General features: G+C 65.7%; 20 protein-coding genes. 9 read left to right on the top strand and 11 right to left on the bottom strand.

Annotated elements, in window-relative coordinates; translation table 11 throughout:
- Position 1: 1 nt before the first annotated feature.
- From EC845_RS20545 to EC845_RS20560, 4 genes are read right to left on the bottom strand one after another with little or no spacing between them, the layout of a single operon-like run.
- Positions 2-730, bottom strand: coding sequence for a TetR/AcrR family transcriptional regulator (locus EC845_RS20545; protein ID WP_158615744.1), 729 nt, complete (start codon positions 728-730; stop codon positions 2-4).
- Between the two features lie 53 nt (positions 731-783).
- Complete coding sequence (locus tag EC845_RS20550; RefSeq protein WP_123300022.1) at positions 784-2,301, bottom strand: long-chain fatty acid--CoA ligase; 1,518 nt, start codon at positions 2,299-2,301, stop codon at positions 784-786.
- A gap of 50 nt (positions 2,302-2,351) precedes the next feature.
- Entirely contained in the window at positions 2,352-2,720 is a 369-nt protein-coding gene (locus EC845_RS20555; RefSeq protein WP_148077361.1) for a Zn-ribbon domain-containing OB-fold protein, read from the bottom strand.
- Between the two features lie 5 nt (positions 2,721-2,725).
- Entirely contained in the window at positions 2,726-3,919 is a 1,194-nt protein-coding gene (locus EC845_RS20560; RefSeq protein ID WP_123300025.1) for a thiolase family protein, read from the bottom strand.
- A gap of 269 nt (positions 3,920-4,188) precedes the next feature.
- Between EC845_RS20560 and EC845_RS20565 the strand changes: the two genes are divergently transcribed.
- From EC845_RS20565 to EC845_RS20585, 5 genes are all read left to right on the top strand, one after another.
- A complete protein-coding gene (locus EC845_RS20565) occupies positions 4,189-5,394 on the top strand; it encodes an ABC transporter substrate-binding protein (RefSeq protein WP_123300027.1) in 1,206 nt (401 codons plus the stop codon).
- A gap of 49 nt (positions 5,395-5,443) precedes the next feature.
- Positions 5,444-6,217, top strand: coding sequence for an SDR family NAD(P)-dependent oxidoreductase (locus tag EC845_RS20570; protein WP_123300029.1), 774 nt, complete (start codon positions 5,444-5,446; stop codon positions 6,215-6,217).
- A gap of 52 nt (positions 6,218-6,269) precedes the next feature.
- Complete coding sequence (locus tag EC845_RS20575; protein WP_158615745.1) at positions 6,270-7,064, top strand: SDR family NAD(P)-dependent oxidoreductase; 795 nt, start codon at positions 6,270-6,272, stop codon at positions 7,062-7,064.
- 7 nt (positions 7,065-7,071) lie between these two features.
- Complete coding sequence (locus EC845_RS20580) at positions 7,072-7,596, top strand: thioesterase family protein (RefSeq protein WP_123300033.1); 525 nt, start codon at positions 7,072-7,074, stop codon at positions 7,594-7,596.
- 303 nt (positions 7,597-7,899) lie between these two features.
- Positions 7,900-8,922 (top strand): Bug family tripartite tricarboxylate transporter substrate binding protein, encoded by a 1,023-nt coding sequence (locus EC845_RS20585; RefSeq protein ID WP_123300035.1) that lies wholly within the window; start codon positions 7,900-7,902, stop codon positions 8,920-8,922.
- 25 nt (positions 8,923-8,947) lie between these two features.
- On the opposite strand, the gene EC845_RS20590 is transcribed toward EC845_RS20585, so the two are convergent.
- Both EC845_RS20590 and EC845_RS20595 read right to left on the bottom strand, forming a co-directional pair.
- A complete protein-coding gene (locus EC845_RS20590) occupies positions 8,948-10,933 on the bottom strand; it encodes a phosphatase PAP2 family protein (protein WP_123300205.1) in 1,986 nt (661 codons plus the stop codon).
- A 164-nt stretch (positions 10,934-11,097) separates the two neighbouring features.
- Complete coding sequence (locus EC845_RS20595) at positions 11,098-14,991, bottom strand: DUF3683 domain-containing protein (protein WP_123300037.1); 3,894 nt, start codon at positions 14,989-14,991, stop codon at positions 11,098-11,100.
- A 217-nt stretch (positions 14,992-15,208) separates the two neighbouring features.
- Between EC845_RS20595 and prpF the strand changes: the two genes are divergently transcribed.
- On the top strand, positions 15,209-16,408 hold the full coding sequence (gene prpF / locus EC845_RS20600) for a 2-methylaconitate cis-trans isomerase PrpF (protein ID WP_123300039.1): 1,200 nt from the start codon (positions 15,209-15,211) through the stop codon (positions 16,406-16,408).
- A 64-nt stretch (positions 16,409-16,472) separates the two neighbouring features.
- On the opposite strand, the gene hisN is transcribed toward prpF, so the two are convergent.
- The 3 genes from hisN to EC845_RS20615 form a co-directional block, all read right to left on the bottom strand.
- A complete protein-coding gene (gene hisN, locus EC845_RS20605; protein WP_123300041.1) occupies positions 16,473-17,258 on the bottom strand; it encodes a histidinol-phosphatase in 786 nt (261 codons plus the stop codon).
- A gap of 185 nt (positions 17,259-17,443) precedes the next feature.
- Positions 17,444-17,908: a type II 3-dehydroquinate dehydratase gene (aroQ, locus tag EC845_RS20610; RefSeq protein WP_123300043.1), complete on the bottom strand. Its 465-nt coding sequence runs from the start codon at positions 17,906-17,908 to the stop codon at positions 17,444-17,446.
- Between the two features lie 59 nt (positions 17,909-17,967).
- Positions 17,968-19,023 carry a Gfo/Idh/MocA family protein gene (locus EC845_RS20615; RefSeq protein WP_123300045.1) on the bottom strand — a complete coding sequence of 352 codons (1,056 nt, stop codon included), beginning with the start codon at positions 19,021-19,023 and terminating at the stop codon, positions 17,968-17,970.
- 76 nt (positions 19,024-19,099) lie between these two features.
- On the opposite strand from EC845_RS20615, the gene EC845_RS20620 reads away from it, so the two are divergent.
- Positions 19,100-20,047: a LysR family transcriptional regulator gene (locus EC845_RS20620; protein ID WP_123300047.1), complete on the top strand. Its 948-nt coding sequence runs from the start codon at positions 19,100-19,102 to the stop codon at positions 20,045-20,047.
- 538 nt (positions 20,048-20,585) lie between these two features.
- The gene (locus EC845_RS20625; RefSeq protein WP_148077362.1) at positions 20,586-20,813 is read left to right on the top strand and encodes a hypothetical protein; all 228 of its coding nucleotides are present in this window, start codon (positions 20,586-20,588) and stop codon (positions 20,811-20,813) included.
- Between the two features lie 209 nt (positions 20,814-21,022).
- On the opposite strand, the gene EC845_RS20630 is transcribed toward EC845_RS20625, so the two are convergent.
- The gene (locus EC845_RS20630; RefSeq protein ID WP_148077363.1) at positions 21,023-21,253 is read right to left on the bottom strand and encodes a hypothetical protein; all 231 of its coding nucleotides are present in this window, start codon (positions 21,251-21,253) and stop codon (positions 21,023-21,025) included.
- 119 nt (positions 21,254-21,372) lie between these two features.
- Entirely contained in the window at positions 21,373-21,543 is a 171-nt protein-coding gene (locus tag EC845_RS20635; RefSeq protein ID WP_123300053.1) for a LysR family transcriptional regulator, read from the bottom strand.
- Positions 21,544-21,956: 413 nt separating this feature from the next.
- Here EC845_RS20635 and EC845_RS20640 point away from each other — a divergent pair, with 413 nt between their 5' ends.
- Positions 21,957-24,551, top strand: a complete 2,595-nt coding sequence (locus tag EC845_RS20640) for a glycoside hydrolase family 3 protein (protein ID WP_123300055.1) — start codon at positions 21,957-21,959, stop codon at positions 24,549-24,551.
- Positions 24,552-24,564: the final 13 nt, after the last annotated feature.

Consider the following 24,564-nt stretch of genomic DNA (forward strand, 5'->3'; position numbering starts at 1 on the left):
GTTACCGCTGGGTGGCCCTGCCCCGCTTCGGTCTGCTGCCCGTTTCCCGAGGAGCAGGATCCGCTACGGCTTCGGGTCCGCCCGAAAGCACAGGCGACGGCGGGGGCGCCGGCGCATACAGCCCGGTACGGACAAACTTCTCGTACACATCGGCCAGCGCCTCGACCGAGAACGCCGTGCGATCGACATACTTGTACTGGTAGAGCATGGTCATGTAGCTGCGGATGCCCATCAGCATGAACACGATGGGCGCGAGCTCCTCCTGCGTATAGGCGGTGATCTCGTCGCGCTGGACGGCGCGGCCCAGCGACTTCAGGTAACCCTCGTACATGGCGATCACATGCCGGTGATAGGCCGTGGGCGCAAAGATCTCGGCTTCGTTGAGGATGCGCAGGAAACCCGGATTGCGCCGGCAGAAATCGAAGTACGCCACGAACCGGGCCCGCTCGCGAGCGGCGCCGGTCAGCGTGGGTTCGAGCTTGGCCTGCACGTGGGCCACCAGCCGGTCCCCGAGGAAGGGCAGCAACTGCTCGAAAATGTCCTGCTGGTTCTTGAAGTAGTTGTAGAACGTGCCGTTGGCGATCTTGGCACGTTGGGTCATCTTGGCGACGGTGGCCTCGGCGTAGCCCTCTTCACCCACCACGGCGATGGCGGCCTCCATCAGCGCGCGGCGCGTGTATTCCTGCTTGTCGCCGCGGCTGAGTTTGACGTTGATGAGTGAATTGGGCATGCACTTGAAAGAGAACGGCACACCGGCCATGCGCTTTTCATGCACGGCCGGGTTCAGGGGTTGAGGGATGCCGCGAGGGCTCGCTTGAGGATTTTGCCCGAAGCGTTGCGCGGCAGGTCGTCCAAGATGACCAGGGTCTTGGGGACCTTGTAGCGCGCCAGCCGTTCACGGCAGTGCGCCAGCAGTTCGTCGGCCGTCGTCGCCCGGCCGCTACTCTTGAGCACGACATAGGCGGCCCCGACTTCGCCCCACCGCTCGTCGGCCATACCGATCACGGCCGAAAGCAGGACCCCCGGGTGGTCGCCGAGCACACGCTCGATCTCGGCCGGGTAGACATTCTCGCCGCCGGAGATGAACATGTCCTTGAGGCGGTCGACGATGTAGACGTAGCCGTCGGCATCGATGCGTGCACCGTCGCCCGTCCTGAACCAGCCGTCCTCGAACGACAGCCGTGTCGCGTCCGGGTTGTTCCAGTAGCCGGACATGCAGACGGGCCCCCGAACCCAGAGCTCTCCGGGCTCGCCGGTCGGGCATTCACGCCCGTCCGCCCCCATGATCTTCATCTGCACGTGCATCGTGGGATGCCCGCAACTGCCCACCTTGCGCTGAACGTCGTGCATCTCGGTGACGAAGATGGCGGGCCCGATCTCGGTCATGCCATACGCAGGCTGCAACGGCAGGCCGGTGGCGATCAGCTCGCGGATCAGGGCGTTGGAACTGGGCGAGCCGCCCATGCCGGCGATCTCGAGTGTGGGCAGCCGCGTGGTCTCGAAGTCCTGCACCTGGGTGAGCATCGCGTAATGCGTGGGCGTGCCGAAGAAATGCGTAATGCCCACATCCGCATCGGCCAAGAGCTGCAACGCACGTGCGGCATCGTAGTCCCGCTGCACGATCACGGTGCCGCCGGCATACAGGATGGCGTTGGAATAGCAGTTGAGCCCGCCGGTGTGGAACGTGGGCATGGCGCACAGAAACACCGCACGATCGGTGATGCGCGACGGGCTGAGCCACGACACCGCATTGAGATGCATCATGCGGTACGACAGCATGGCCCCTTTGGGACGCCCGGTGGTGCCCGAGGTGTAGAGGATCATCCAGGGGTCCTCGTCCTCGACCGTCACGGGGTCGGCGCGGCCTTCGCGAGCGGCACAGTGCTCGTAGGCCGAGTCGCACGCCGCGGACGGATGGATCTCCACCTCCGGCAGTTCCGCGCCGCACAGTTGCCTGAACTCGGCATCGTGGAAGACGACACGCGGCGCGCAGTCAGCCGCGATCCACGCCAGTTCGGCCGCGCTCAGGCGCCAGTTGGCCGGGACAAAAATGGCGCCGATGCGGGCGCACGCAAACTGGAGCTCGAAGGCCTCGGTGCAGCTCTTGGAGAGCAGCAGAACCCGGTCGCCGCGCTGCACGCCGTACTGCACCTGCAGGCTGAAGGCCAGCGCATCGACGCGCCGGTCCAGCTCGGCGTAAGTCCGGGTGACCGCTTTGGCATCGTCGACCAGCGCCTGGTGATGGGCACGGTAGGTGGCGTGATGCCGGATCCAGTCGTTATAAATGGCAATGTGTTTCATCGCTGTGTTCCATGCCACGGCCAGGGGGTCTGCGCGGATACGACGCCTGCCTAGCGGGCCGTCTTGAAAACCGGCAGGGTCTTGCCGTCGCGTTGGACGAAGTCGAGCTTCAGTTCGTCTCCGACCGCAAGCGAGGCGCTGTCCACCACATTGGTCAGCATGCTCACCCCCTCGTCCAGCGCCACGATGGCGATGTCGAAAGGCAGCAGGTGTTCGAACGCACTGGGCGGATTGGCCAGCACCCGCGTATGGGTGACGACCCTGGCCGTGCCCTTGGCGGGTTTCCAGTCGTATGCTTCGCCCCAGCAGTGCGGGCAGGCGTGCCGTGGATAGAAATGGACTTTGCCACAAGACCGGCAATGCGGCAGCAGCAGTTTCCCCTGTGTCAGGCCGTCGAAATAGGGTTGCAGGATACGCATGTCGTTCACCGTGCCTCTCGTCCCAGAATCACCACCTGGGCATCCATGTAGGAGCCCCCCGTGCTGGTCTCGAGCACCAGATCGGCCTTGGGGACCTGGCGCTCGCCGCCCTTGCCCATCACCTGCCGCACCGCCTCGACCATCACCGCCACGCCGCCGCCGGCCCCTGTATGACCTTGCGACAGCATGCCGCCGTTGGTGGTCATGGGCAGCTTGCCGCCAGGCCAGGTGTGGCCTGCCGCGACAAACGCGCCGGCCGCGCCACGTTCCACCAGACCCAGCTCTTCCAGCGCGATGAGGTTGAACACGGGATAGGAGTCGTAGATTTCCGCGACGTCGATGTCCTTGGCGTCGACGCCGGCCATGGCATACGCATCCGCCCCGGCATCGGCATAACCGAAGCGGGTCATGTCCTGTTCCTGCGACAGCGCATAGTGTGTGACCCGTCCCCCTACGCCCAGCACGTAGCAAGGGGAGTCCGTCAGGTCGGCGGCGGCTTCGGCACGCGTCACCACGAAGGCCGATGCACCGTCGGCCAGCATGTTCGACTGCTTGGCGTGCAAGGGCTCGGACAGCACCTTCGAGGCCATGACCTCTTCCACGGTGAGGGGCTTGCGGAACATTGCATGGGGATTGAGCTCGGCCCACTTGCGCAGCGCCACGCAAACCGACGAAATCTGTTCTTCGGTGGTGCCGGTCTCGTGCATGTAGCGCCGGGTGATGAGCGCCGCGATCGAACTGAAATGCTGCCCGAACGGACGCTCCCATTCCTGCGGAATGCCAAGGGTGGAGAACACGTCGATGGCCTGCTCGATCGGCAGGCCGGTGCCCAGCCGATCGGCATGCACGCACAGCACGTTGCGTGCGATGCCGGATTTCACCAGTGCACTGGCCGTCTTGAGTAGCGTGCTGCCGCTCGCGCCACCGGCCATGACCTGCAGGTTCGCGTGCACGCTGCCGCTCATCCCCAGTTCCTCGACCAGGTGGCCGAAGATCAGGTCGCTGTTGAAGTCGCGGCTGAAGATCGAGCCGGTGGGCATGATCACATCGATCTGCCGCCGGTCGAGTCCGCTGTCCTTCACCGCCATGCGGGCCACTGCGGCCGCGGCCTCCAGCGCGCTGCGATCGGCGAATTTTCCTGTGGGGACTTCCCCGATGCCGACCACTGCGGCAAGCGGGCCACTTCGAGTATGGGCCATCCGTTTTCCTGTTGGGTTGATTTTGGGGCTCGCCTGGAACGAGGGGAACACGGCGTTCAGTGTGTTCGAATTCAATCCCCCATGTCAAGAAAAATGAATGCTCAATCATTTTTCAATTCACTAGAAATAGAGTCATGAAAACTGATTTTAGCCATTTCTCACTGATTTTTTAGGTTTTTACCCTCAAGATTCTTTTTCTAGATTCAACCCTCATTGACATTAAATGACTGTGTATTCATTATTGAGTCGACAAAATACAAGGAGACACCATGATTTCACGAACGCTTCGAGTGGCCGTGAGTGCCGTCGCCCTGGCCGCGGCGACGCTTGCGCAGGCACAGGTATCCGGCGACAGGGTTCGCATCGGTTTCATCACCGATCTGTCGGGTCCGTTTGCCGACAACGACGGCCCCGGAGGACTCGAAGCCGTGAAGATGGCGGTGGCCGACTTCGGTGGCAAGGTGCTGGGAAAACCGATCGAGGTGCTGTCGGCCGACCACCAGAACAAGGCGGATATCGCTTCGGCCAAAGCGCGCGAATGGGCCGACACCCAGGGCATGGACATGCTGGTCGGCGGAGCGAACTCGGCCGCCATGCTGTCCATCAACAAGATGGTGCCCGACAAGAAGTTCGTGTTCCTCATCGTTTCGGCAGGCGCCACGCAATTCACCAACGACGACTGCACGCCCTATACCGTCCAGTACGCCTACAACACCACGGCAGTCGCGCGCACCCTGGGCTCGGCCGTGGTGGCGCAAGGCGGAAAATCCTGGTATTTCCTGACCACCGACTACACCTTCGGGCACTCGCTCGAAGCCGAGGCCACCAAGATCGTCCAGGCCAACGGCGGCCAGGTTCTGGGCAAGGTCCGGCACCCCATCAGCGCCTCCGATTTCTCGTCGTTCCTGATGCAGGCGCAGGCCTCCAAGGCCCAGGTCCTGGGACTGGCGTCGTCGGGCAGCGATACGCTCAACGCGATCAAGGGCGCACGCGAGTTCGGTCTGACACAGTCCATGAAGCTGGCGGGCCTGCTGATGTTCGTGGGCAACATCGACAGCCTGGGGCTCGACGATGCACAAGGCCTGCTGCTCACCGAGAGTTGGTACTGGGATCAGAACGACGCCTCGCGTGCATTCGCCAAGCGCTATTTCGAAAAGATGAAACGTATGCCCAACAGCCTGCAGGCAGCCAACTATTCGGCGACGTTGAGCTATCTCAAGTCGGTGGAAGCGGCCGGCACGGACAATGCCGACAAGGTCATGCCCGAAATGCGAAAGATGAAGATCGACGACATGTATGCCAAGGGCAGCATCCGCGCCGACGGCCAGATGATTCACGACTTCTATCTTTACGAAGTGAAGAAGCCCTCCGAATCCAAGCGCCCCTGGGACGTCATGAAACAGGTGGCAATGGTGCCCGGCGACAAGGCTTTTGCGCCGCTCTCGGAGTCCACCTGTCCCTTGCTCAAGAAGTGATGCCGCCTCTGCAGGCAGGGCGTTTCAATCCTCCATCGAAAGCCGGAACATGAGCCCGACGAGACTGAAAGACAAGTGTGTCGCGATCACAGGCGGTGCATCGGGCATCGGGGCCGAGGGGGTGCTGCTGTTCGCCCGCGAAGGGGCCCGCGTGGTGGCCATCGACAGAGACCGCGATGCGCTCGATGCGGTGGTGCACCAGGCACCGCCGGGCAGCGTGAAGGCCGTGGTGGCAGACCTGGCAGACCCCGAAGCCGCGTGTGCCGCACTGGCCGAAGCGGCCAGGCTGCTGGGGCGGCTGGATGTGTTCTGGGGCAACGCCGGTGTGGTGGGTCCTGCTGGCATCGAGGACCTGACACTGGCCGATTACGCGAATGCCGAGGCAATCAATCTGCGTGCCAACGTACTCATGGCCGGCGAAGCGGTTCGGCTCATGCGTGCAGCCAGCGGCGGCGCCATGCTGTTCACGTCATCGATATCGGGACTGGTGGGCTCACGCAAAAGTCCGGTCTACGCCGTGACCAAACACGCCCTGCTGGGGCTGACGCGATCCCTGGCCATTGCACACGGCGCGCACGGCATCCGGGTCAACGCCATCTGCCCGGGCATCACCGAAACCCCCATGCTGCCGCACGCCATGGGCCGAGGGCTGGACACACAGGCCATGGAAAAGAACAAGGCCGATCACCTCGCTGCGATTCCGCTGGGACGTGCGGCCGAGGCCAGCGAGATCGCACGGGCGGCGCTGTGGCTGGTGTCCGACGAAGCCTCTTACGTCACCGGCGTCGCGCTGCCCGTGGATGGCGGCTACACCTGCGGTTGAATCCAGAAACCCGCCTGCGGCACGCGCTGCAGCCGCACCCAGAAAGCAGACCATGAAACTGAAAGGCAGAACGGCCCTGGTCACGGGCGGGGCCAACGGCATCGGCGCGGCCATCGTCGAATCGCTGGCGGACGCGGGCGCCACGGTCTACTCGCTCGATCTGGCAACGCCGCCGGCAGCGGCTTCGATGCGCCATGGCGTGCATGCACTGCAGGGCGACGTGGGCCGCCCCGACGACATCGCGCAGGCTTTCGCCGCCATCGACCAGGCAGGCGGCGGCATCGACATCGTGGTTCACAACGCCGGCATTCAACGCGCGGGGCTGTGCGGCCAGCTTTCGCATGCGGACTGGTCCGCGGTACTGCGCACTCATCTCGACGGCATGTTCCTGTGTGCCAGCGCAGCCATTCCACGCATGAGCCGGCAAGGCCGAGGCGGCAGCATCGTCGCCATTTCGTCTGCGGCAGCCTTCGTGGGCCTGCCGGGCCGCGCGGCCTACACGGCGGCCAAGGCGGGACTGGTCGGGCTGGCGCGTTGCCTTGCCGTCGAAACCGCAGCACATGGCATCCGCGTGAATACCGTGGCCCCCGGCTTCACGCAAACCCCGTTGATCGAACGCGCCATGGCCGACGGATCGCTCAGCGAGGCGTGGATGCTCGAACGCGTGCCCGCCGGACGCCTCGCCAGGCCCGAGGATATTGCGACCGCCGTGCGTTTTCTCTGCAGCGACGACGCCACCTACATCATGGGGCAGACCCTGGTGGTCGACGGCGGCTGGACCGCTCAGGGCATCGGCAACGCGCCAGGCTGGCTGCGGCAGGAAACCGCATCCACCGATACCCACTGACACCGGCATGACGATACCGGAAAAAGCCGCGATGCAGCCCGGCCCCGACCAGACGAACGCCCTGCACTCCCGCCCTGTGGTCGTGCCTGCCGAATGGCTGGATCTGTACGGGCATATGAATGCCGCCCGCTACTTCGACGTCTTCGTCGCCACCGGCTACAGCCTGCTGTCCCAGGTGGGCTTCGACGAGGCCTACGCTCGCGATCGGCGATGCGGAATCTTTCTGGTCGATGCACGCATCCAGTATTTTCACGAACTGAGGCTGGGCAGCTGCATCTCTCTGCGACTGCGTATCCTGCAGGCCGACGCGCGGAGGATGCAGGTTCTGATCGAGATGCTGGACGATGCGCAGGGGCACGTCGCGGCGCTGCTGCAGCAGCTGTTTGTACATGTGAGCCTGGAGACCCGCCGGTCGGCGCCCTTCGAGACGCCGCTGCGCGAGCGCATCGGGCAACTGATTCGGCAGCACGGCGAGTGCCCGCTGCCCAACGGAGTGCAACGCCGGCTGGACTGGCGTCGGCACTCCCCCTGAACCGCACCCGACCGGCGGCCCCGGCCCACTGCGGCCGGCCCCTGGTTTGACCTCTTGCTCCACCGCGCGCTCTTGGGCAAGCTGGCCGGGTCGGCCTGCAACACCCCCCAGATTCCCAGGCGCGCCCTCCACCCGTGCCGACTCGATTGCATCCCGCCTCACGCGGGTCTGCTGCACGCCGGAGCGTCGACGATCACGGGCAGCAACAGCCCGTCCGACGGCACGCCGTCACCCACGCGGGTGCCGTGATCTGGCTGCGCGATGCATCCTGATCCCACGACAAAACACTCTGGAGACAACAGCATGATCGACTCGACGCCTCACTCCGGCCTCTCGCCCTCCAACCTGGGGCGCCGGCGCATGCTGCACGGCGCAGGTGCCGCTGCACTGCTGGCCACGCTCGGCCGGCAAGCCATGGCACAGGTCCCGGAACTCGCGCGCATCGTCACCGGCTTTGCGGCGGGCGGCACCTCCGACGCCATCTGCCGGCGTGTGGCCACCCAACTGGCCCCCGGCTACGCCAGAACGGCGATGGTCGAAAACCGCACGGGTGCCGGCGGCCAGATCGCGATTCAGTTCGTCAAGAGCCAGCCGGCCGACGGCAGCACGATCCTGCAGACGCCCTCGTCGATGCTGACCATCTACCCGCACATCTACAGGAAGCTGCCGTACGACGTCGCCACCGACCTCACGCCGGTGACGGTCGGCTGCGTCTTCGATTTCGGCTTTGCCGTGGGACCGGCCGTACCGCTGTCCGTGCGGACCATGCCCGAGTTCTTTGCCTGGGCCAAGACCCGGCCTGACGGAGCCAACTTCGGCTCCCCCGCAGCGGGCTCGACGCCGCATTTCATCGGTGCCATGCTGGGCAAGATCAACGGCGTCGACATGCGCCATATCGCCTACCGGGGCACGCAGCCCGCCATGCTGGATCTGCTGGGCGGCAACCTCGCCTCGGTGTCGGGCCCGATCGGCGACATCGTCCAGCATATGCCCACGGGCAAGGTCAGGATGCTCGGCGTCTCGGGCGCCGACCGCAGCCGGTTCTCGCCCGACACGCCCACCTACAAGGAGCAGGGCTACCCCCAGGTCGTCGCCCAGGAGTGGTTTGTCTTCATGCTGCCGGCCAAGGCCGACGCCAGGATCGTCGACGGCCTCAACGCCGCACTGCGGCGTGCATTGGCCTCGCCGGAGGTGGTCGAGAGCCTCGCCACCTTCGGCCTCGAAGCCATGTCCAGCACGCCCGCCGAGCTGGCGGCCCTGTTGCGGGAGGATACCCGCCGCTGGGCCCCCATCGTCAAGGACGTCGGCTTCACGGCAGAGCCCTGAAGGGCTCGTCCCTGCTCTGTGCCGGTCAGATCGCGTCGATGCGGATCTGCACGCCGGTGGCGGTGTAGGTCGTGGTGACCTTGCTGGCACCCGAGACCGACACGTTGGCGAACTGGCCGCTGCGCGCCTGGGCGGTCAGCACGTCGAGCGTGTCGCCGACCTGGGGCTTGTAGCCTGCAAAGCTCACGGCCAGGCTGCCGCCGGCCAGCACGGCCTTGCCGCCCACCGTCAGCACGCCCTTGCCGCTGCCCGAAAGCACCAGTTTCAGCGTGCCGGCGGCCTGGCTGTAAGCGCCCTTGACCGCCAATGCGCCGGGTGCTGCCACTTCGAGCGTGCCGCCCTTCACGTACACATCGCCCTGGCCCAGTGCGCTGGTGCTGTCGGCTGCCAGCGTGCCGTCGGCCAGAACCGTACCGCCGCTGTAGGTGTTGGCACCCGTCAGGCGCAGCGTGCCGGTGCCCAGCTTCTCGAGTTTGCCGGCACCTGCAATGTCGTTGCGCCACTGGTCGGCGGCATGGAAGCCACCGGCGGCAGCGTCCATGTTCACGCTGACGTCGCCGTCGAAGCGGCCATAGCCGTCGGCCGCATCGAACAGGTTCAGGCGGCCCCAGCCTTCGGCGTCGTCGAGCAGCGGGTAACCCGAAGCGATGGCCGTGCTCTTGAGCACCACACGGCGCTGGTCGGCGCTGAGATACGGCAGGCGGGTTTCGATCAGCACTTCCGCGCCCTTGGGCACCACGGCGGCACGGGTGGTGTCGCCGATGACGGCAAAGCCGTAGGTCATGCGTTCGGCCACCAGCGCCTTGTTGGCGGCATGGTCGGCATAGGCATCCGCTGCAGCGCCGGCCGAGTGGGCATAGGCATTGAGCGCATTGAAGTCGCTGGTGTTGGTGCGCGTCTGCAGCCACGACTGGGCCTGGCCATAGGCCTGGGTCTTGAGCTCGGCGTTCGATGCCTTGTTCAGGTTGTAGGCCACCACGGCCAGCGCCTGCACACGTCCGCCCATCACGTCCATGGCCGAATGCATGCCGGCCAGAATGCGGTTCTGGCCCATCACGGCGCCGCGTGTCACCATTTCCTGGAAGCGCTGGGGCACCAGGTAACCCACGGTCAGGGCATCACGCCAGGCTTCGGCCGTGTGGCCGCTGGGGAAGCCGCCGTCGGACTTGGGCGTGCTGCTGGTGGCGGGCACCAGCGAGGGTGCCACGATCACGTCGGTGCTCCAGCGGAACGGGCGGGCGTACTTGTAGAAGCGCTTGGCCGGTTCGGTCGAGCCGTCCACGCTGTTGGCGTAGACCAGATCCACGGCCTGGCCCAGATTGGCATTGCTGCCGCTGCCGTCGCCGCGGTTGTTGCCCTTGTCGTCGTACTTCACCGTGCCGGCATCGGCAGCAATCGAGGTGATGGTGGTGGTCTGGCCGGTGCCTGCGCGCCAGTGTTCGGCCAGCGGGCCGAGCGCGTCGGAGATGCTGTAGCTCTTGCCGCGGCGATCGTCCAGATAAGCCTCGAGCTCTTGTGCAGGCGTGCGCGCATGCGTGATCTGAACCGAGTAGGCGATGTTGTGGTCGTGCGCGGCGCGGTTCTTGACGGTGCCGTCGGTGGCACTGCCGGGAATGCCGTCCCAGTCCGATTTCACCACGGCCGGGCAGCCATCCTTGGCGGCGGCGTCCTGGTCGGCATCGACCAGCAGGCTGCGCGGTGTCCAGAGGTCGAGGAAACCGGCCAGCACACGCACGCCGGCATTGGTTTCCAGGGTCGATGTGCAGGCATCGCCACGCTGGTTCGTCACACCCGTGTCGACGTACGCGAGCACACCGCTCGCCGGCGCAGCGCTGTCGGCCCGGCCCAGACCGGCCGGTTCGGCCGGCAGCGTCACGGCCGAATCGGGTGCGGGGGTGACGACGGCGACGTCGTCGGAGTTTCCATCGCCACCGCAGGCCGACAGGCCCAGGGCGATCAGAGCAGCCACGAGCGTGTGGCGAAGAACAAAGGTAGGAACGGCAGGACGCATGCTGAGACGGTTTCCAATGACCGCCCGGAAATCGAGCGGCTTCACAAAACCGGCAATGGTCGGCAGATCGTGTGACGTCCTCATGACATCACGCGTCCGCACCGCCCCGGTCCCGCGCACATCCCTGCGCGCGCGCCCGACGGCAGTTCCCTCTGCAGGCCCCCTTACAGCAGCACGCGCTCGATGCCGCCGTGGTTGGCCGACTTCACATACGTCGGCATCCAGTCCTCTCCCAGGATCTGGCGGGCCATCTCGACCACGATGTAGTCGGCCTCGAGCAAGCCGTTGGCCAGGTCGTTGCCGTAGCGTGAAAGGCCCTGCAGGCAGCTCGGACAGCTGGTCAGCACCTTCACATCGCCTTGCGGTGCAACGGTTCCGCTGGCGCGCAGCGCGATCTCGCCCTTGAGCAGCTCTTCCTCCTTGCGGAAACGGATCTGCGTGGACACATCGGGCCGCGTCACGCCCAGCGTGCCCGACTCGCCGCAGCAGCGATCGCTCTTGAGCACGCTGTCGCCCACCAGCGCCTTGACGGTCTTCATCGGGTCCTGCAGCTTCATCGGGCTGTGGCAGGGGTCGTGGTAGAGATAGCCCTGCTGCGTATCGAGCGTGATGTTCTTCTCGAGCAGAAACTCGTGGATGTCGATGATGCGGCAGCCGGGAAAGATCTTCTCGAACTCATAGCCCTGGAGCTGGTCGTAACACGTCCCGCAGCTCACCACCACGGTCTTGATGTCGAGGTAGTTGAGCGTGTTGGCCACCCGGTGGAACAACACCCGGTTGTCGGTGATCATGGCCTCGGCCAGATCGGCCTGCCCGCTGCCGCGCTGCGGATAACCGCAGCACAGGTAGCCCGGCGGCAGCACGGTCTGTACGCCGGCATGCCAGAGCATGGCCTGCGTGGCCAGCCCGACCTGGCTGAACAGGCGCTCCGAGCCGCAACCCGGAAAATAGAACACCGCTTCCGTCTCGCTGGTCGTGGCCTGCGGATTGCGGATGATGGGCACGTAGTCGCGATCCTCGATGTCGAGCAGCGCGCGTGCCGTGCGCTTCGGCAGGCCGCCGGGCATCTTCTTGTTGATGAAGTGGATCACCTGCTGCTTGATCGGCGCCGTGCCGATCGATGCCGGCGGCTTGGCCGTCTGCTTGCGGGCCAGGCGTCCGAGCAGGTCGTGGGCCAGGCGCTGGGCCTTGAACCCCACGCCCACCATGGCGCTGCGCATGGCGTTGATCGTGCGCGGATCCTTGGCGTTGAGGAAAAACATCGCCGAGGCATTGCCGGGCCGGAAACTCTTCTTGCCCATGCGGCGCAGCAGATTGCGCATGTTCATCGAGACATCGCCGAAATCGATCTTCACCGGGCAAGGCGTGGCGCACTTGTGGCAGACCGTGCAGTGGTCGGAGACGTCCTCGAACTCCTCCCAGTGCTTGATGCTGACGCCGCGCCGCGTCTGTTCCTCGTAAAGGAAGGCCTCGACCAGCAGCGAGGTCGCCAGGATCTTGTTGCGCGGGCTGTAGAGCAGGTTGGCACGCGGCACGTGAGTGGCGCACACCGGCTTGCACTTGCCGCAGCGCAGGCAATCCTTCACGCTGTGCGCGATGGCGCCGATGTCGCTCTGCTGCATGATCAGCGACTCGTGGCCCATCAGGCCGAAGCTCGGCGTGTAGGCATGGCTGAGATCGGCAGGCGCCACTTCCGCGGCATTAAAAACCGGCGCAGAACCCGCGGGTGCCCGCAGCAGCTTGCCGCGGTTGAAACGGCCCTGCGGATCGACGCGTGCCTTGTAGTCGGCAAACGGTGCCAGTTCGTCGTCGCTCAGGAATTCGAGCTTCGTGATGCCGATGCCGTGCTCGCCCGAGATCACGCCGTCGAGACTGCGTGCCAGCACCATGATGCGGGCCACCGCCTCGTGGGCGGTCTGCAGCATGGCGTAGTCGTCGCTGTTGACCGGGATGTTGGTGTGCACGTTGCCGTCGCCCGCATGCATGTGCAGGGCCACCCAGACGCGGCCCTTGAGCACACGCTGGTGTATGGCGTCGACCTCGGCCAGCAGCGGCGCGAACGCGCTGCCCGTGAAGATCTGCGCCAGCGGCTGGCGGATCTGCGTGCGCCAGCTGGCGCGCAGCTCGTGCGTCTGCAGTTGCGCGAACAGCGCGTCGGCATGCTCCAGCCAATGCTCCCACTGGGCCCGCACGTCATGCACCAGCATGATGGCGCGCTGCACACGGTCTTCCAGCACCTCGTCGGCCGACAGCTCGTCCGCATCCTCCTGCGTCCCCAGCGGCAGCTTGCGTGTGGCGAAGAAGGCCTGCAGCGCATCGCACAGCGCAATCTTGTTGCGCAGCGACAGCTCGATGTTGATGCGCTCGATGCCGTCGGTGTACTCGGCCATGCGGGGCAGCGGGATCACCACGTCTTCGTTGATCTTGAAGGCATTGGTGTGGCGGCTGATGGCCGCCGTGCGCTTGCGGTCGAGCCAGAATTTCTTGCGGGCCTCCGGGCTGATGGCGATGAAGCCTTCGCCGCTGCGCGAGTTGGCGATGCGCACCACCTCGGAGGTGGCGCGCGCCACGGCGTCCGCGTCGTCGCCCACGATGTCGCCGAACAACACCATCTTGGGCAGACCGGCATGCGATTTCGATTTGGTGGCGTAGCCCACGGCCTTCAGGTAGCGGTCGTCCAGGTGCTCCAGGCCGGCCAGCAGCACGCCGCTGCGCAGTTGCTCGGCGAACATGAAGTCCTTGATCTCGACGATCGACGGCACCGCATCCTTGGCATTGCCGAAGAACTCCAGGCATACCGTGCGGGTGTGCGCCGGCATGCGATGCACCACCCAGCGGGCGCTGGTGATGAGGCCGTCGCAGCCTTCCTTCTGGATGCCCGGCAGGCCCGCCAGGAACTTGTCCGTCACGTCCTTGCCCAGTCCTTCCTTGCGGAAGGTGCGGCCCGGGATGTCCAGCCGTTCACGGCGCAGCGGCGTCTTGCCGTCGGCGGCAAAGTACTGAAGGTCGAAGCTGGCCGTCTCCACGTCGTGGATCTTGCCCAGGTTGTGGTCGATGCGCGTGACTTCCAGCCACTGCGCCTCGGGGGTGACCATGCGCCACGAAGCCAGGTTGTCGAGCGCGGTTCCCCACAGCACGGCCTTCTTGCCGCCGGCGTTCATGGCGATGTTGCCGCCCACGCACGAAGCCTCGGCCGAGGTCGGATCGACGGCAAACACAAAGCCCGCACGCTCGGCCGCATCGGCCACACGCTGGGTCACCACGCCGGCGCCCGTCCAGATGGTGGGCACGGGCTGGGCCAGACCGGGCAACGAGACATGCTCGACCTCGGTCATCTGCTCGAGCTTCTCGGTGTTGATCACCGCGCTCTTCCAGGTCAGCGGAATCGCGCCGCCGGTATAACCCGTTCCGCCCCCGCGCGGAATCACCGTCAGACCCAGTTCGATGCAGCACTGCACCAGCCCGGCCATTTCGGCTTCGGTATCGGGCGTGAGCACAACGAACGGATACTCCACACGCCAGTCGGTGGCATCGGTCACATGCGACACCCGCGACAAGCCGTCGAACTTCACGTTGTCGCGCGCGGTCAGGCGCGTGAACTGGCGCTTGGCCGCCTTGCGCAGCGCCGCCAGCTCGGCAAACGACCGGGCAAAACCGTCCACCGCAGCACGTGCCAGACCCAGCAGCTCGCCCACCAGTGCATCGCGGTCGGCGTCGGTATCGGGCGTACGGCGGTCGTCGATCGCAGACAGCCTGTGGCGCAGGGCCTCGACCAGCTGGTCGCGGCGCTTGGGGTTGTCGAGCAGGTCGTCGACCAGGTAAGGATTGCGCTGCACCACCCACATGTCACCCAGCACCTCGTACAGCATGCGTGCGGAGCGGCCGGTGTGGCGCTCGCCGCGCAGGCTCAGGATCAGTTCCCAGGCGCGCTCGCCCAGCAGGCGCTGGACGATCTCTCGGTCCGAGAACGAGGTGTAGTTGTACGGTATCTCGCGCAGGCGCTCGCGCGCATCCGCTGCTGCATGCGCCAGCAGCGCGTTTCCTTCGGCTATCTTCATCGGGGTGTCGTGGTTTTTTTGGGGGTAGCAACCTCGATTACACCACCAGCGGCAAAGCGGGCGATCGGCGTTTGTCCGCTGTTTACAACAGCCACCGCCCGGACGCGCCCCTCGGGCGCCCGGCTCACGCCACGGCGGCACCGCGCCAGGCCGGGTCGACTTCCCCGCCTCCTGCCTCCGGCCTCTTGTTAGCATCGGAACCAGGAGACACGAAGCCATGCCCCAGCCCCCCACCCGCCAAACCGCCATCCGCGCCACCTACATGCGCGGCGGCACCAGCAAGGGCGTGTTTTTCACGCCCGACGACCTGCCCCCCGCCGCACGCGCCCCCGGCCCGGCACGCGATCGACTGATGCTCCGGGTCATCGGCAGTCCCGACCCGTACGCCCAGCACATCGACGGCATGGGCGGCGCGAGCTCGAGCACCAGCAAGGTCGTGCTCGTGAGCCGCAGCGACCGGCCCGATTGCGATGTCGACTACCTCTTCGGCGCCGTCGCCATCGACGCGCCCGTGGTCGATTGGACCGGGAATTGCGGCAACCTGACCTCGGCGGTCGGCCCCTTCGCCATTGCACGGGGCCTGATCGACGCCCCGGCCGACGGCATCGCGGTCGTGCGCATCTGGCAGGCCAACCTGGGCAAACGCATCGTGGCCCATGTCCCCATGCAGGGCGGCGACGTGCTCGAACTCGGCGATTTCGAACTCGACGGCGTGACATTTCCCGCTGCAGAGATCCGGCTCGAGTTCCTGGACCCCGGCGCCGGCGATGCCGCTTCCGGCCCCACGGACGGCCAACACGCCATGTTCCCCACCGGCCGCCGGGTCGACACCCTGGAGGTCCCCGGCCTCGGCAGCCTGCAAGCCACGCTCATCGATGCCGGCAATCCCACCGTGTTCGTCGATGCCGCTGCGCTGGGTTTCGACGGCCGCGAGCGCCAGGCCGATCTCAACGGCGACGCCGCGCTGCTGGCGCGTTGCGAAAGCGTGCGCGCCCAAGGCGCCGTGGCCATGGGACTCGCCACAACGGCACAGGAGGCCACCGACAAGCGCCCGCACACGCCCAAGCTGGCCTTTGTCGCCCCGCCCGCCGCGTACACCGCATCGAACGGCAAAACGATTGCGGCCGGCGACATCGACCTGCTCGCCCGCATCCTCTCGATGGGCAAGCTGCACCACGCCATGACAGGCACCGGCGCCGTGGCACTTGCCGTCGCAGCAGCGGTTCCCGGCACCGTCGTCAGCCGACTGCTGGGGGCGTCAGGACAAGGCGAATTGCGCTTCGGCCACCCCTCGGGCACCTTGAAAGTGGGCGCCGACGCCGTGCAGGAGGCCGATCGGTGGCGAGTGACAACGGCCCGCATGAGCCGCAGCGCCCGCCGCCTCATGGACGGCCACGTCTACGTGCCGATCGACTGAGACGCGAGCCGCCAGCGCAAGGGGGTCGGCCCGCGTGAAAGACGGCCATCCGCGCGGGCGGCGATCACGCCTGGGCAGCGGCCGCCAACGCAGCCAGCAGCTCGGCATGCAGTTCGGGCGTTGCGCTGGCCACGACCTGCCCCGTCGAATCCACGCCCAGCGGCCGCCCCAGCCAATCCGTGATGCAGCCGCCGGCCTCCTCGACCAGGCACACCAGCGGCAGGTAGTCGTAGGGCTGCAGGTTGGATTCGATCACGGCATCCAGATGGCCCCCCGCGAGCTGCGCATAGGCGTAGCAGTCGCCGCCGAACCGGCGCATGGCCGCACGCCGCGACAGCGCGTCGAAGGCTTGCCATTCGGCCGGGTTGAACATGTCCGGCGACGTGGCACTGACCCAGGCCCTGGTCAGCTCGCTGCAGGCCCGGGTCTGGATCGGTTGCCCATTGCAACTCGCACCCCGGCCGCGCTGGCCGATCCAGCGCTCGCCGAGCACCGGCATGTCGACCAGGCCCAGAACCGGCTGACCCCCGCTGCAATGCGCCACCAGCGTGCCCCACAGCGGCGAAGCGCTGACATAACTCTTGGTGCCGTCGATGGGATCGAGCACCCAGAACTCCCCGGCCTCGAGGCCCTGCGCGCCGTGTTCCTCGCCCAGCACCCCATGGCCGGGGTATCGCTCGGCCAGGACACGCCGCATGGCCGCCTCGGCCTCGCGGTCTGCGACCGTCACCGGGCTGTCGTCGGCCTTGCGCTCGACGGCCAGCGGCTGGCGGAAGCGCGTCATGGTTTCTGCCCGCGCCGCATCGGCAACGGCCTGCGCGGCAGCGCGCAGCTCATCGAAATCGGTCATGCTCTTTTCCAGGGAATACAAGGACTCGGACCGGTGCGCGATCGCGTGAGCGGATGCCTTCACACGCCCCCCACCGCCCGCACCGGTTCCCAGGCGCCGATCATCTCACCGATGACGGCCCGAAGCGACGGCGAACGCTCGGCGCCGTCGACCCACCTCCCGGAACGGCGGCTGACTTATCCGCCTCAGCGCGGCGCACGCGGGTAAGCGAGTCGGGCCAGGGCCTGAATGGCCACCTCGTAACCCGCCACCCCCAGCCCGACCACGATGCCCGCTGCAGCCGGCGAGATATAGGAATGGTGACGGAACGGCTCGCGTGCATGCACGTTCGAGATATGGAGCTCGATCAGCCGCACGCTGGCGCCCTTGATCGCATCGTGCAAGGCCACCGACGTGTGGGTGTAGGCCCCCGGGTTGAACACCACGCCGATCAGTTCGCCCTCGGCCATGCGGCGTCCCGCCTCCTGGATCCAGTCCACCAGCACGCCCTCGTGGTTGCTCTGGCGAAAGTCCACGCCCAGCTCCAGCGCCTCGGCCTGCTCGCGGCACAGTTGCTCGACATCGGCCAGCGTGGCCGAACCGTAAACGGCGGGCTCGCGCAGACCCAGCAGGTTGAGGTTGGGACCATTGAGCACAAGAATCGAAGGCATCAGAAATCTCCTGGATGGGAATAAAGAAAAACTGGAATGGGAACCGACCGGGGCCGCGCTCAGTCGAGCGGCACGTCGACCATCGCACCGCTGCGCACGGCTTCGTTGACCGCCGCCGACACACGCAGGTTCTGCAGCCCGTCCCGTACGCTGACCAGCGGCGAGGCCTCGCCACGGATCACCGCGCAGAAGTGTTCGATCTGGCGTGCCAGCGGATCCTCGCGAACCACCGGCACGCTGGCCGTGTCGAACGGTTTCCACCACGAGCGGTCCTCGTCCCGCCCGTAGGTCTTGAGCCGCATCGTGGGCACGGCCAGCGAGCCATGCGTGCCCGCCACGATGTAGCAATCCTCGTCGCCGTAGCTCGGGTAAGCCTTGTTTTCCTGCGACGTCTGCTCCCAGCTGCGCGCCGATCCGGCCGTGTCCGACAGCATGAAGGTCCCCAGCGCCCCGTTGGCAAAACGCAGGTTGATCGCCGCCGTATCCTCGACCGCGAATCCGCGCACCGCATGCGACGCCATCGCCTGCACCGCCACGATCTCGCCGCAGAGCGCCCTCAGGTTGCCGATCTCGTGGATGAGGTTGATCAGGATCGGGCCGCCCCCCGGCTGGCTGCGCCACGGCGCGTCGTCGAAGTACTCGGCCGGCTTGTAGAACAGCGCGCTGCCCGTCACGGCGACCAGACGGCCCAGCCGCCCGCTCTTCACCACCTCGCGCGCCGTCGCCAGCAACGGGCTGTGCGCACGGTGATGCCCGACCAGCAGCGGCACGTGCGCGGCTTGCTCGGCGGCTGCCAGCAGGCGCTCGCCCTCGGCCAGCGTATGCGCCAGGGGTTTTTCGATCAGCGCCGGCACCCCCCGCGCCAGGCAGGCCAGTGCCTGCTCCACATGCACATCGTTGGGTGAAGCCAGGACGACGCCGTCGACCGGCAGCGCAGCCAGCATGTCGTCCAGCGCAGCGAACCAGGGCACGCCGGCCGCTTCGGCCTGCAGGCGGGTCGAGGGCGCGGGATCGACGATTGCCGCCAAGGTACAGGCCGGGCTGGCCTGGATCAGTTCGATGTGGCGGCGCCCGATCAGGCCTGCGCCCGCCACCGCAATGTTCAAGAGGGCCATGAATGAAGTCTCCGTCGGCTTTTATTATTCGAAGCGTGCAGAATAGCCGGGATATCGACGCCAATGAACCCCGACGATGTGGAATAAGAATTCACGAATTGCAAATAATCTGCCTGATCTGGCCGATCTCAAGGTGTTCTGCCTGGTCGCCCGCAAGGCCAGCTTCTCGGCTGCGGCGGCCGAACTCGGCATGTCGGCGGCGTACGTCACCAAACGCATCGCCGTGCTCGAGGGGCTGCTGGGCGTCCGCCTGTTCCATCGCACCACGCGGCAGGTGCGCATCAGCGACGAGGGCGAACTGGTGTTCGAATGGGCCAGCGCCCTGCTCGACGACGTCGCCGGTCTGCCCGGACGCCTCAACGCCCGCACCCGCGAACCGGCCGGGCCGCTGCGCGTGGCCAGCAGCATCCGGCTGGGGCGGCAACACGTTTCGCACGCGCTGTCGCTGCTGCAGCGGCGCTATCCCAAGCTCGACATCTGGCTCGAACTGCTGGACCGCCGCGTCGATCTCATCGGCGAGAACTTCGACATCGATATCCGGGTCGGCGAGCCCATCGAGTCCAACCTGATCGCACACCGGATCGTGCGCAGCAGCCGGGTGCTGTGCGCGTCCCCCGACTACCTGGCCGCGCGCGGCACGCCGGCCGCACTGGCCGACCTCGCCGACCACGACTGCCTGCCCTTCCGGGACCGCGACCATGCCCTGGGCATCTGGCGCCTGCAGGGCCCGCGCGGCGAAGAGACCGTCAAGGTCGGGGGCCGGCTCGGCTCCAACCACAGCGACGTCGCCCGCACCTGGGGACTCAAGGGGCATGGCATCGTGCTGCTGTCGTTATGGGATGTGACGGAACACCTGCGCGACGGCTCGCTCGTGCGTGTGCTGCCCGATTACGAGGAGCCCGCCGACGTCTGGGCCATGAGCAGCCGGCGCACGGCGCAGTCGGCCAAGGTCAAGGTCTGCATCGACTTCCTGCGTGAACAGCTGACGGGCGGCGAGCACGCATTGAACGTGATGACGCCTTGAGCGGCCGACGCCGTCTGCAAGGACACACGTCAGTGAGCGCGCCCGGTTGGACACCGGCACCGGTCTGCGGCCTTGTCCTATTGCACAACGCACGATAACTATATAAACTGTTTTTATCGTTTATACCTTTTATTGAAGGAGCTTGGCCATGACATCTCTCGGTCGACTCAAAGCATGGTTTCTGCGTGTGATCCGTTCGGCGCCCATGCAGCAATCCGACGACAAGCCCTACAAGCACAGGCTCTGGTGATGCGCCATCGCCGCACCTCGGTGCTTTCTGCCCGCCTTGACCCGGGATAACCATGAGCTTGGCGCCGGGCAAGCTGCGTTAAAGTCATATCAACGGCCTGCCAGCCGTTCCTTTGGTAAGTGAATCCTGAGCCCTCCTCGCGAGGGCTCTTTTTTTTCCGCGCTTGTCTAACACTCTTTAATGAGTGTTTACCATTCTTATGGTATTACCCACCCGATGAATACTTGACCCTGTTGCGGCGCAGTTCACACAATTCCTCACCATAAAAGAGGAAGCGAGGTGACAACCGTGAACTACAACCTGTGTGAGTGCACCGAGGCCGAATACGACCGGGTCAAAAGGCCGCTCTGGACCAAACTGGCGTATAACAGCAGACGGCTCTATCGCTGCTCGAACTGCAGCGCCTTGCTGCTCGTCCAGCCGGACGACATCGAAGACGCACTGCAGCGCCAGCGCGCCTCCCGCAGTTTCCCGATTCCCCGTGGCGGGCACGGGGCAGAAGCGCAGACGGCTTGAGCCTGGCATCCCGGCGTGCAGAGCCGTGCCGGCACGCCTTTTCTGTGCCCGACGGCTACGCAGGCCGGACGGCGTTTCCGCCATCCAGGATCTGATTCAACAGCATATTCAGGATCGGCGATCGTCTTTGAGCTCAGAGCAGTTCAAGGCCATCTTGGCCCGGCAGTGCCGGATCGGCTAATAACCGATCCCCGGCTACCTGTCTTTTGTCATCGAATCCGGAACCAGGCTGTCCCCATGCCGCTTGCAGCCAGCAGCGTGGCCATGACGACGCTGCTGCTCGGTGCCGGCAGGCGCGGCGTGAACTGACTTTGCTCGCTGATCTCGATCGAACGGTGCGAGGCCAGCAGTCGTGAATCGGCGACTGCGATGTGCAAGTCCTCCAGCTCGATCCGGTGCGCCTCGATGTCCTCGTCCGAGGGGATCATTCTCTCGAACACGATCTCGACTGGCCCTCTGCCCGGAGTGCCCGAGCCGATCTTTTTCGCCCGGACCGCAGCGACTTGCACCCAGCGTTCGATATTCCTGGCGTCCTCCCATCACGCATAACCCGCCTGGGTCAACTGCCTGCCCGATGCGGAGCGGACACACGGCTGGGTACCCCCTTGAGTTCAAGCGCCTGGACAGGCCGGCCGAGCGACGGCAGCGACAGGCTCAGGCGTGCAGCCGCCCGGCTGAGCTGCCCCGCCTCGGCCACGGCCGCAAACGAGTTCAGAAGCTTCGGATCCATACGGCTTTCTCAAATGGCAAGGCCGCTTGCAAAATTAGTAATGGACTAACGCCCTGCCGCCCCGAACAATCAGAACCCAGCCGCCTGCTCGAATCCGGACTCTGGGGTTTATACCCATTGACCGGCTAATCAATACTTTCAAAAGGGTAACCCACGATCTCAATCATACCGCTCAGTTTCTTTATTCCGGATATTCACTGCGGATGCCGGAAGAAAGGGGCCCATCCCGTCCGTCATGACCGGCCTGCCGCATCGGGCTGAAACAGCGGGCAAAAATCGGCGCGCCGCCAGCCGGCGCTCCCTCGGAGATTTCGCGACAAGAGGCCCTGCAGGGCCCGCAGGGGAAAAGCACCGGGTTCCTTGAACCCGGTCACATCGGTTCTTTTCAACAGTACAAAAACGGAGACAAATCCATGAAAAACGTCAGATTCAAGCGATCCGCCTTGGCCATTGCGGTTTCATGTGGGCTGGCATGGGGCATAGCCGCATGCGGGGGATCGTCCAACGGCGACGATTCCGCCGGCGGAGAAAACGGCGGCCCGTCCGCCCATCCATGGATGACCCGCGACATCGTGGCCGAGCAGTCGGCCGCGACCAGCGACGAAGCCAGAGAAGCCGTGGCCGCGAGGCGCGCAGACCTGCTGCTGGCCGCCATGACGATCGAACAGAAAATGCAGCAGTTGACCGGCAGCATGCCCGAGATCCTGCACGAGTTGCCCGAGTGCTACGGGGCCCGGCATGTCGGTGCCATCCCGGAACTCGACATCCCGACATTCCGCATCACCAATGGGCCCGTCGGTGTGGGGCAGAACGACTGTGTCGCCGCGAGCCTCGCCGAGGACGTGAAATCCGGCAAGGCCAGCTTCAGCATCGCCTACACCCACCCTTCGTCCGCACAGGCGACGGCACTGCCCTCCGCCATGGGGGTCGCGGCCTCGTTCGAGCCGGGCGTCGCCGCGGCCTTCGGCGATGTCATCGCCACCGAGATGAACAACCTGGCTCTGCATGTGTTCGAGGCACCGGGCGTCAACATGGCCCGCATCCCCGTGCTGGGCCGCAACTTCGAGTACTTCGGCGAGGACCCCTACCTCACCGGCGTGATGGGCGTGGCCGAAATCAAGGCCATCCAGTCCCAGAACCTGATCGGCATGGCCAAACATTTCGTCGGCAACGAACAGGAAGCCAATCGCCAGCGCATCCAGACCACCATCGACAATCAGGTGCTGCGCGAGATGTACCTGCTGCCCTTCGAGATGGCGGTCAAGGACGGCAAGGTCGCCTCCATCATGTGCGCGTACAACTATGTGAACGGCGTGCACTCGTGCGAAAACGACGAACTGCTCAACAACGTGCTGCGCAAGGACTGGGGATTCACGGGTTATGTGCAATCGGACTTCTTTGCGATCAAGAGCACGGTCGGCACGCTCAAGGGCGGCCTCGATCACGAGATGCCCATCCCTCAGTTCTGGTCGCCCAAGAATCTGCAGGCGGCCCTCGATGCAGGCACCCTGTCGGTCGATCTGATCGATACGGCGCTGGATCGCCGCTACACGCAGATGTTCAAGTGGGGCATCTTCGACCGTCCGCTCAAGCAGACCCCGATCGACTTCAAGACCCACGGTACCGTGGCCCGCGAGATCGGCGCCAAGTCTGCCGTGCTGCTGCAGAACAACGGCGCCCTGCCCTTCGCCTCGTCCGTGAACAAGGTCGTGGTCATCGGCAAGGCCACTCAGGTCTATGCACAGCAGGCCGTCGCAGGCGGTGCCATGGTGGGCGTTGCATTCGGCGGCGGCGGCGGCAGCTCGGACGTGGTGCCGAACTACAGCGTGAAGCCCGTCGAAGGACTGAAGAACGTTCTCAAGGGGTTGGGCAACACCTCGGCCACGGTGCAATTGATCCTGGTCGACGATGCCAACAGCACCGCGACCATCGACGGTGCCAGCGCCGGCTTCGATGCGGTGCTCAGCGCCGCGGCAGGCGCCGATGCGGTTGTCGTGATGGCCGGCACCATCTCGGAAGAAGGTGCGGACCGCCTCACGGCAGCCGACGGCAGCACGCTCTCCACCGTGGTCCCGGTCGCACCGGGCGCCACAGCGGCCGACGGCATGAGTCTCGACTGGTATGTCCCGAAATCCCTGACCACGCCGGCCACATCGCCCAGCGGTGCGAATCCGGTCAGCAACAGCAACACGGTGGCGATGATCGACCGCGTGCTCGCGACCGCCTCGACCACCGGCAAGAGCATGAAGGAAAAGATGGCGCTGGTGCTCAAGGACAACGCCGGCATCGCCGTTCCGCGCAGCCTGGTCGGGGCCGATGGCCCGTCGATCCTGGAAGTCTGGTTCCCCGGCCAGGAAGACGGCCATATCGTGGCAGACCTGCTGTTCGGCACCCGCAAGCCCGGCGGCAAGCTGCCGGTGACCTTCCCCTTCGAAGGCCGGTCCTTCCTCGACCATGCCACCGCACTGCAGTACCCGGGCGAGGTCAAGGGCGAGGTCCAGACCGTCGAGTACACCGAGAAGCTTCATATCGGCTATCGCTGGTACGACGCCAACATCAGCGGCCAGTGCGCCGAAGTGGCGGGGGTCAACCCGTGCGTTGCGTTTCCTTTCGGCCATGGGCTGAGCTACACCCGCTTCGATGTCCGCAATGCGGCCGTCGCCGGTGCGGGCAGCAACGGCTACCGCATCACCGCCGAAGTCCGCAATACCGGATCGCGCGACGGCGAAGAGGTGGTGCAGGTCTATGTGACCTTGCCTGCAAGCGCGAGCGCCCAGGGTGCTCAGCAGCCCCCCAAGCGGCTGGTGGGTTTCCAGAAAGTGGCCCTGAAAGCCGGTGAATCCAGGAGCGTCGCGATCGCCGTCGAGGCCGATGCCAGCCACCACCCGCTGAGTGTCTGGAACGAGCAGAAACGCGTGTGGGACACGCCGGCCGGCGACTACACGTTCCGCGTCGGCAATTCGTCCGCTTCGAGCGCCCTGAAACTGGCCGGCTCCGTGAGCCGCTGAGTCTGAAACGGGG

It is taken from the genome of Comamonas sp. BIGb0124, from assembly GCF_003752175.1.
Taxonomy (GTDB): Bacteria; Pseudomonadota; Gammaproteobacteria; order Burkholderiales; family Burkholderiaceae_C; genus Comamonas_F.

Bases quoted from the DNA above. Each gene is read 5' to 3' on its own strand.
- EC845_RS20555 (WP_148077361.1), bottom strand. From the start codon at position 2,720: ATGCGTATCCTGCAACCCTATTTCGACGGCCTGACACAGGGGAAACTG.
- EC845_RS20635 (WP_123300053.1), bottom strand. From the start codon at position 21,543: ATGGATCCGAAGCTTCTGAACTCGTTTGCGGCCGTGGCCGAGGCGGGG.
- EC845_RS20550 (WP_123300022.1), bottom strand. From the start codon at position 2,301: ATGAAACACATTGCCATTTATAACGACTGGATCCGGCATCACGCCACC.
- EC845_RS20545 (WP_158615744.1), bottom strand. From the start codon at position 730: ATGCCCAATTCACTCATCAACGTCAAACTCAGCCGCGGCGACAAGCAG.
- EC845_RS20640 (WP_123300055.1), top strand. From the start codon at position 21,957: ATGAAAAACGTCAGATTCAAGCGATCCGCCTTGGCCATTGCGGTTTCA.
- EC845_RS20575 (WP_158615745.1), top strand. From the start codon at position 6,270: ATGAAACTGAAAGGCAGAACGGCCCTGGTCACGGGCGGGGCCAACGGC.
- EC845_RS20585 (WP_123300035.1), top strand. From the start codon at position 7,900: ATGATCGACTCGACGCCTCACTCCGGCCTCTCGCCCTCCAACCTGGGG.
- EC845_RS20615 (WP_123300045.1), bottom strand. From the start codon at position 19,023: ATGGCCCTCTTGAACATTGCGGTGGCGGGCGCAGGCCTGATCGGGCGC.
- EC845_RS20595 (WP_123300037.1), bottom strand. From the start codon at position 14,991: ATGAAGATAGCCGAAGGAAACGCGCTGCTGGCGCATGCAGCAGCGGAT.
- aroQ (WP_123300043.1), bottom strand. From the start codon at position 17,908: ATGCCTTCGATTCTTGTGCTCAATGGTCCCAACCTCAACCTGCTGGGT.
- EC845_RS20590 (WP_123300205.1), bottom strand. From the start codon at position 10,933: ATGCGTCCTGCCGTTCCTACCTTTGTTCTTCGCCACACGCTCGTGGCT.
- EC845_RS20565 (WP_123300027.1), top strand. From the start codon at position 4,189: ATGATTTCACGAACGCTTCGAGTGGCCGTGAGTGCCGTCGCCCTGGCC.
- hisN (WP_123300041.1), bottom strand. From the start codon at position 17,258: ATGACCGATTTCGATGAGCTGCGCGCTGCCGCGCAGGCCGTTGCCGAT.
- EC845_RS20570 (WP_123300029.1), top strand. From the start codon at position 5,444: ATGAGCCCGACGAGACTGAAAGACAAGTGTGTCGCGATCACAGGCGGT.
- EC845_RS20580 (WP_123300033.1), top strand. From the start codon at position 7,072: ATGACGATACCGGAAAAAGCCGCGATGCAGCCCGGCCCCGACCAGACG.
- EC845_RS20620 (WP_123300047.1), top strand. From the start codon at position 19,100: ATGTGGAATAAGAATTCACGAATTGCAAATAATCTGCCTGATCTGGCC.
- prpF (WP_123300039.1), top strand. From the start codon at position 15,209: ATGCCCCAGCCCCCCACCCGCCAAACCGCCATCCGCGCCACCTACATG.
- EC845_RS20560 (WP_123300025.1), bottom strand. From the start codon at position 3,919: ATGGCCCATACTCGAAGTGGCCCGCTTGCCGCAGTGGTCGGCATCGGG.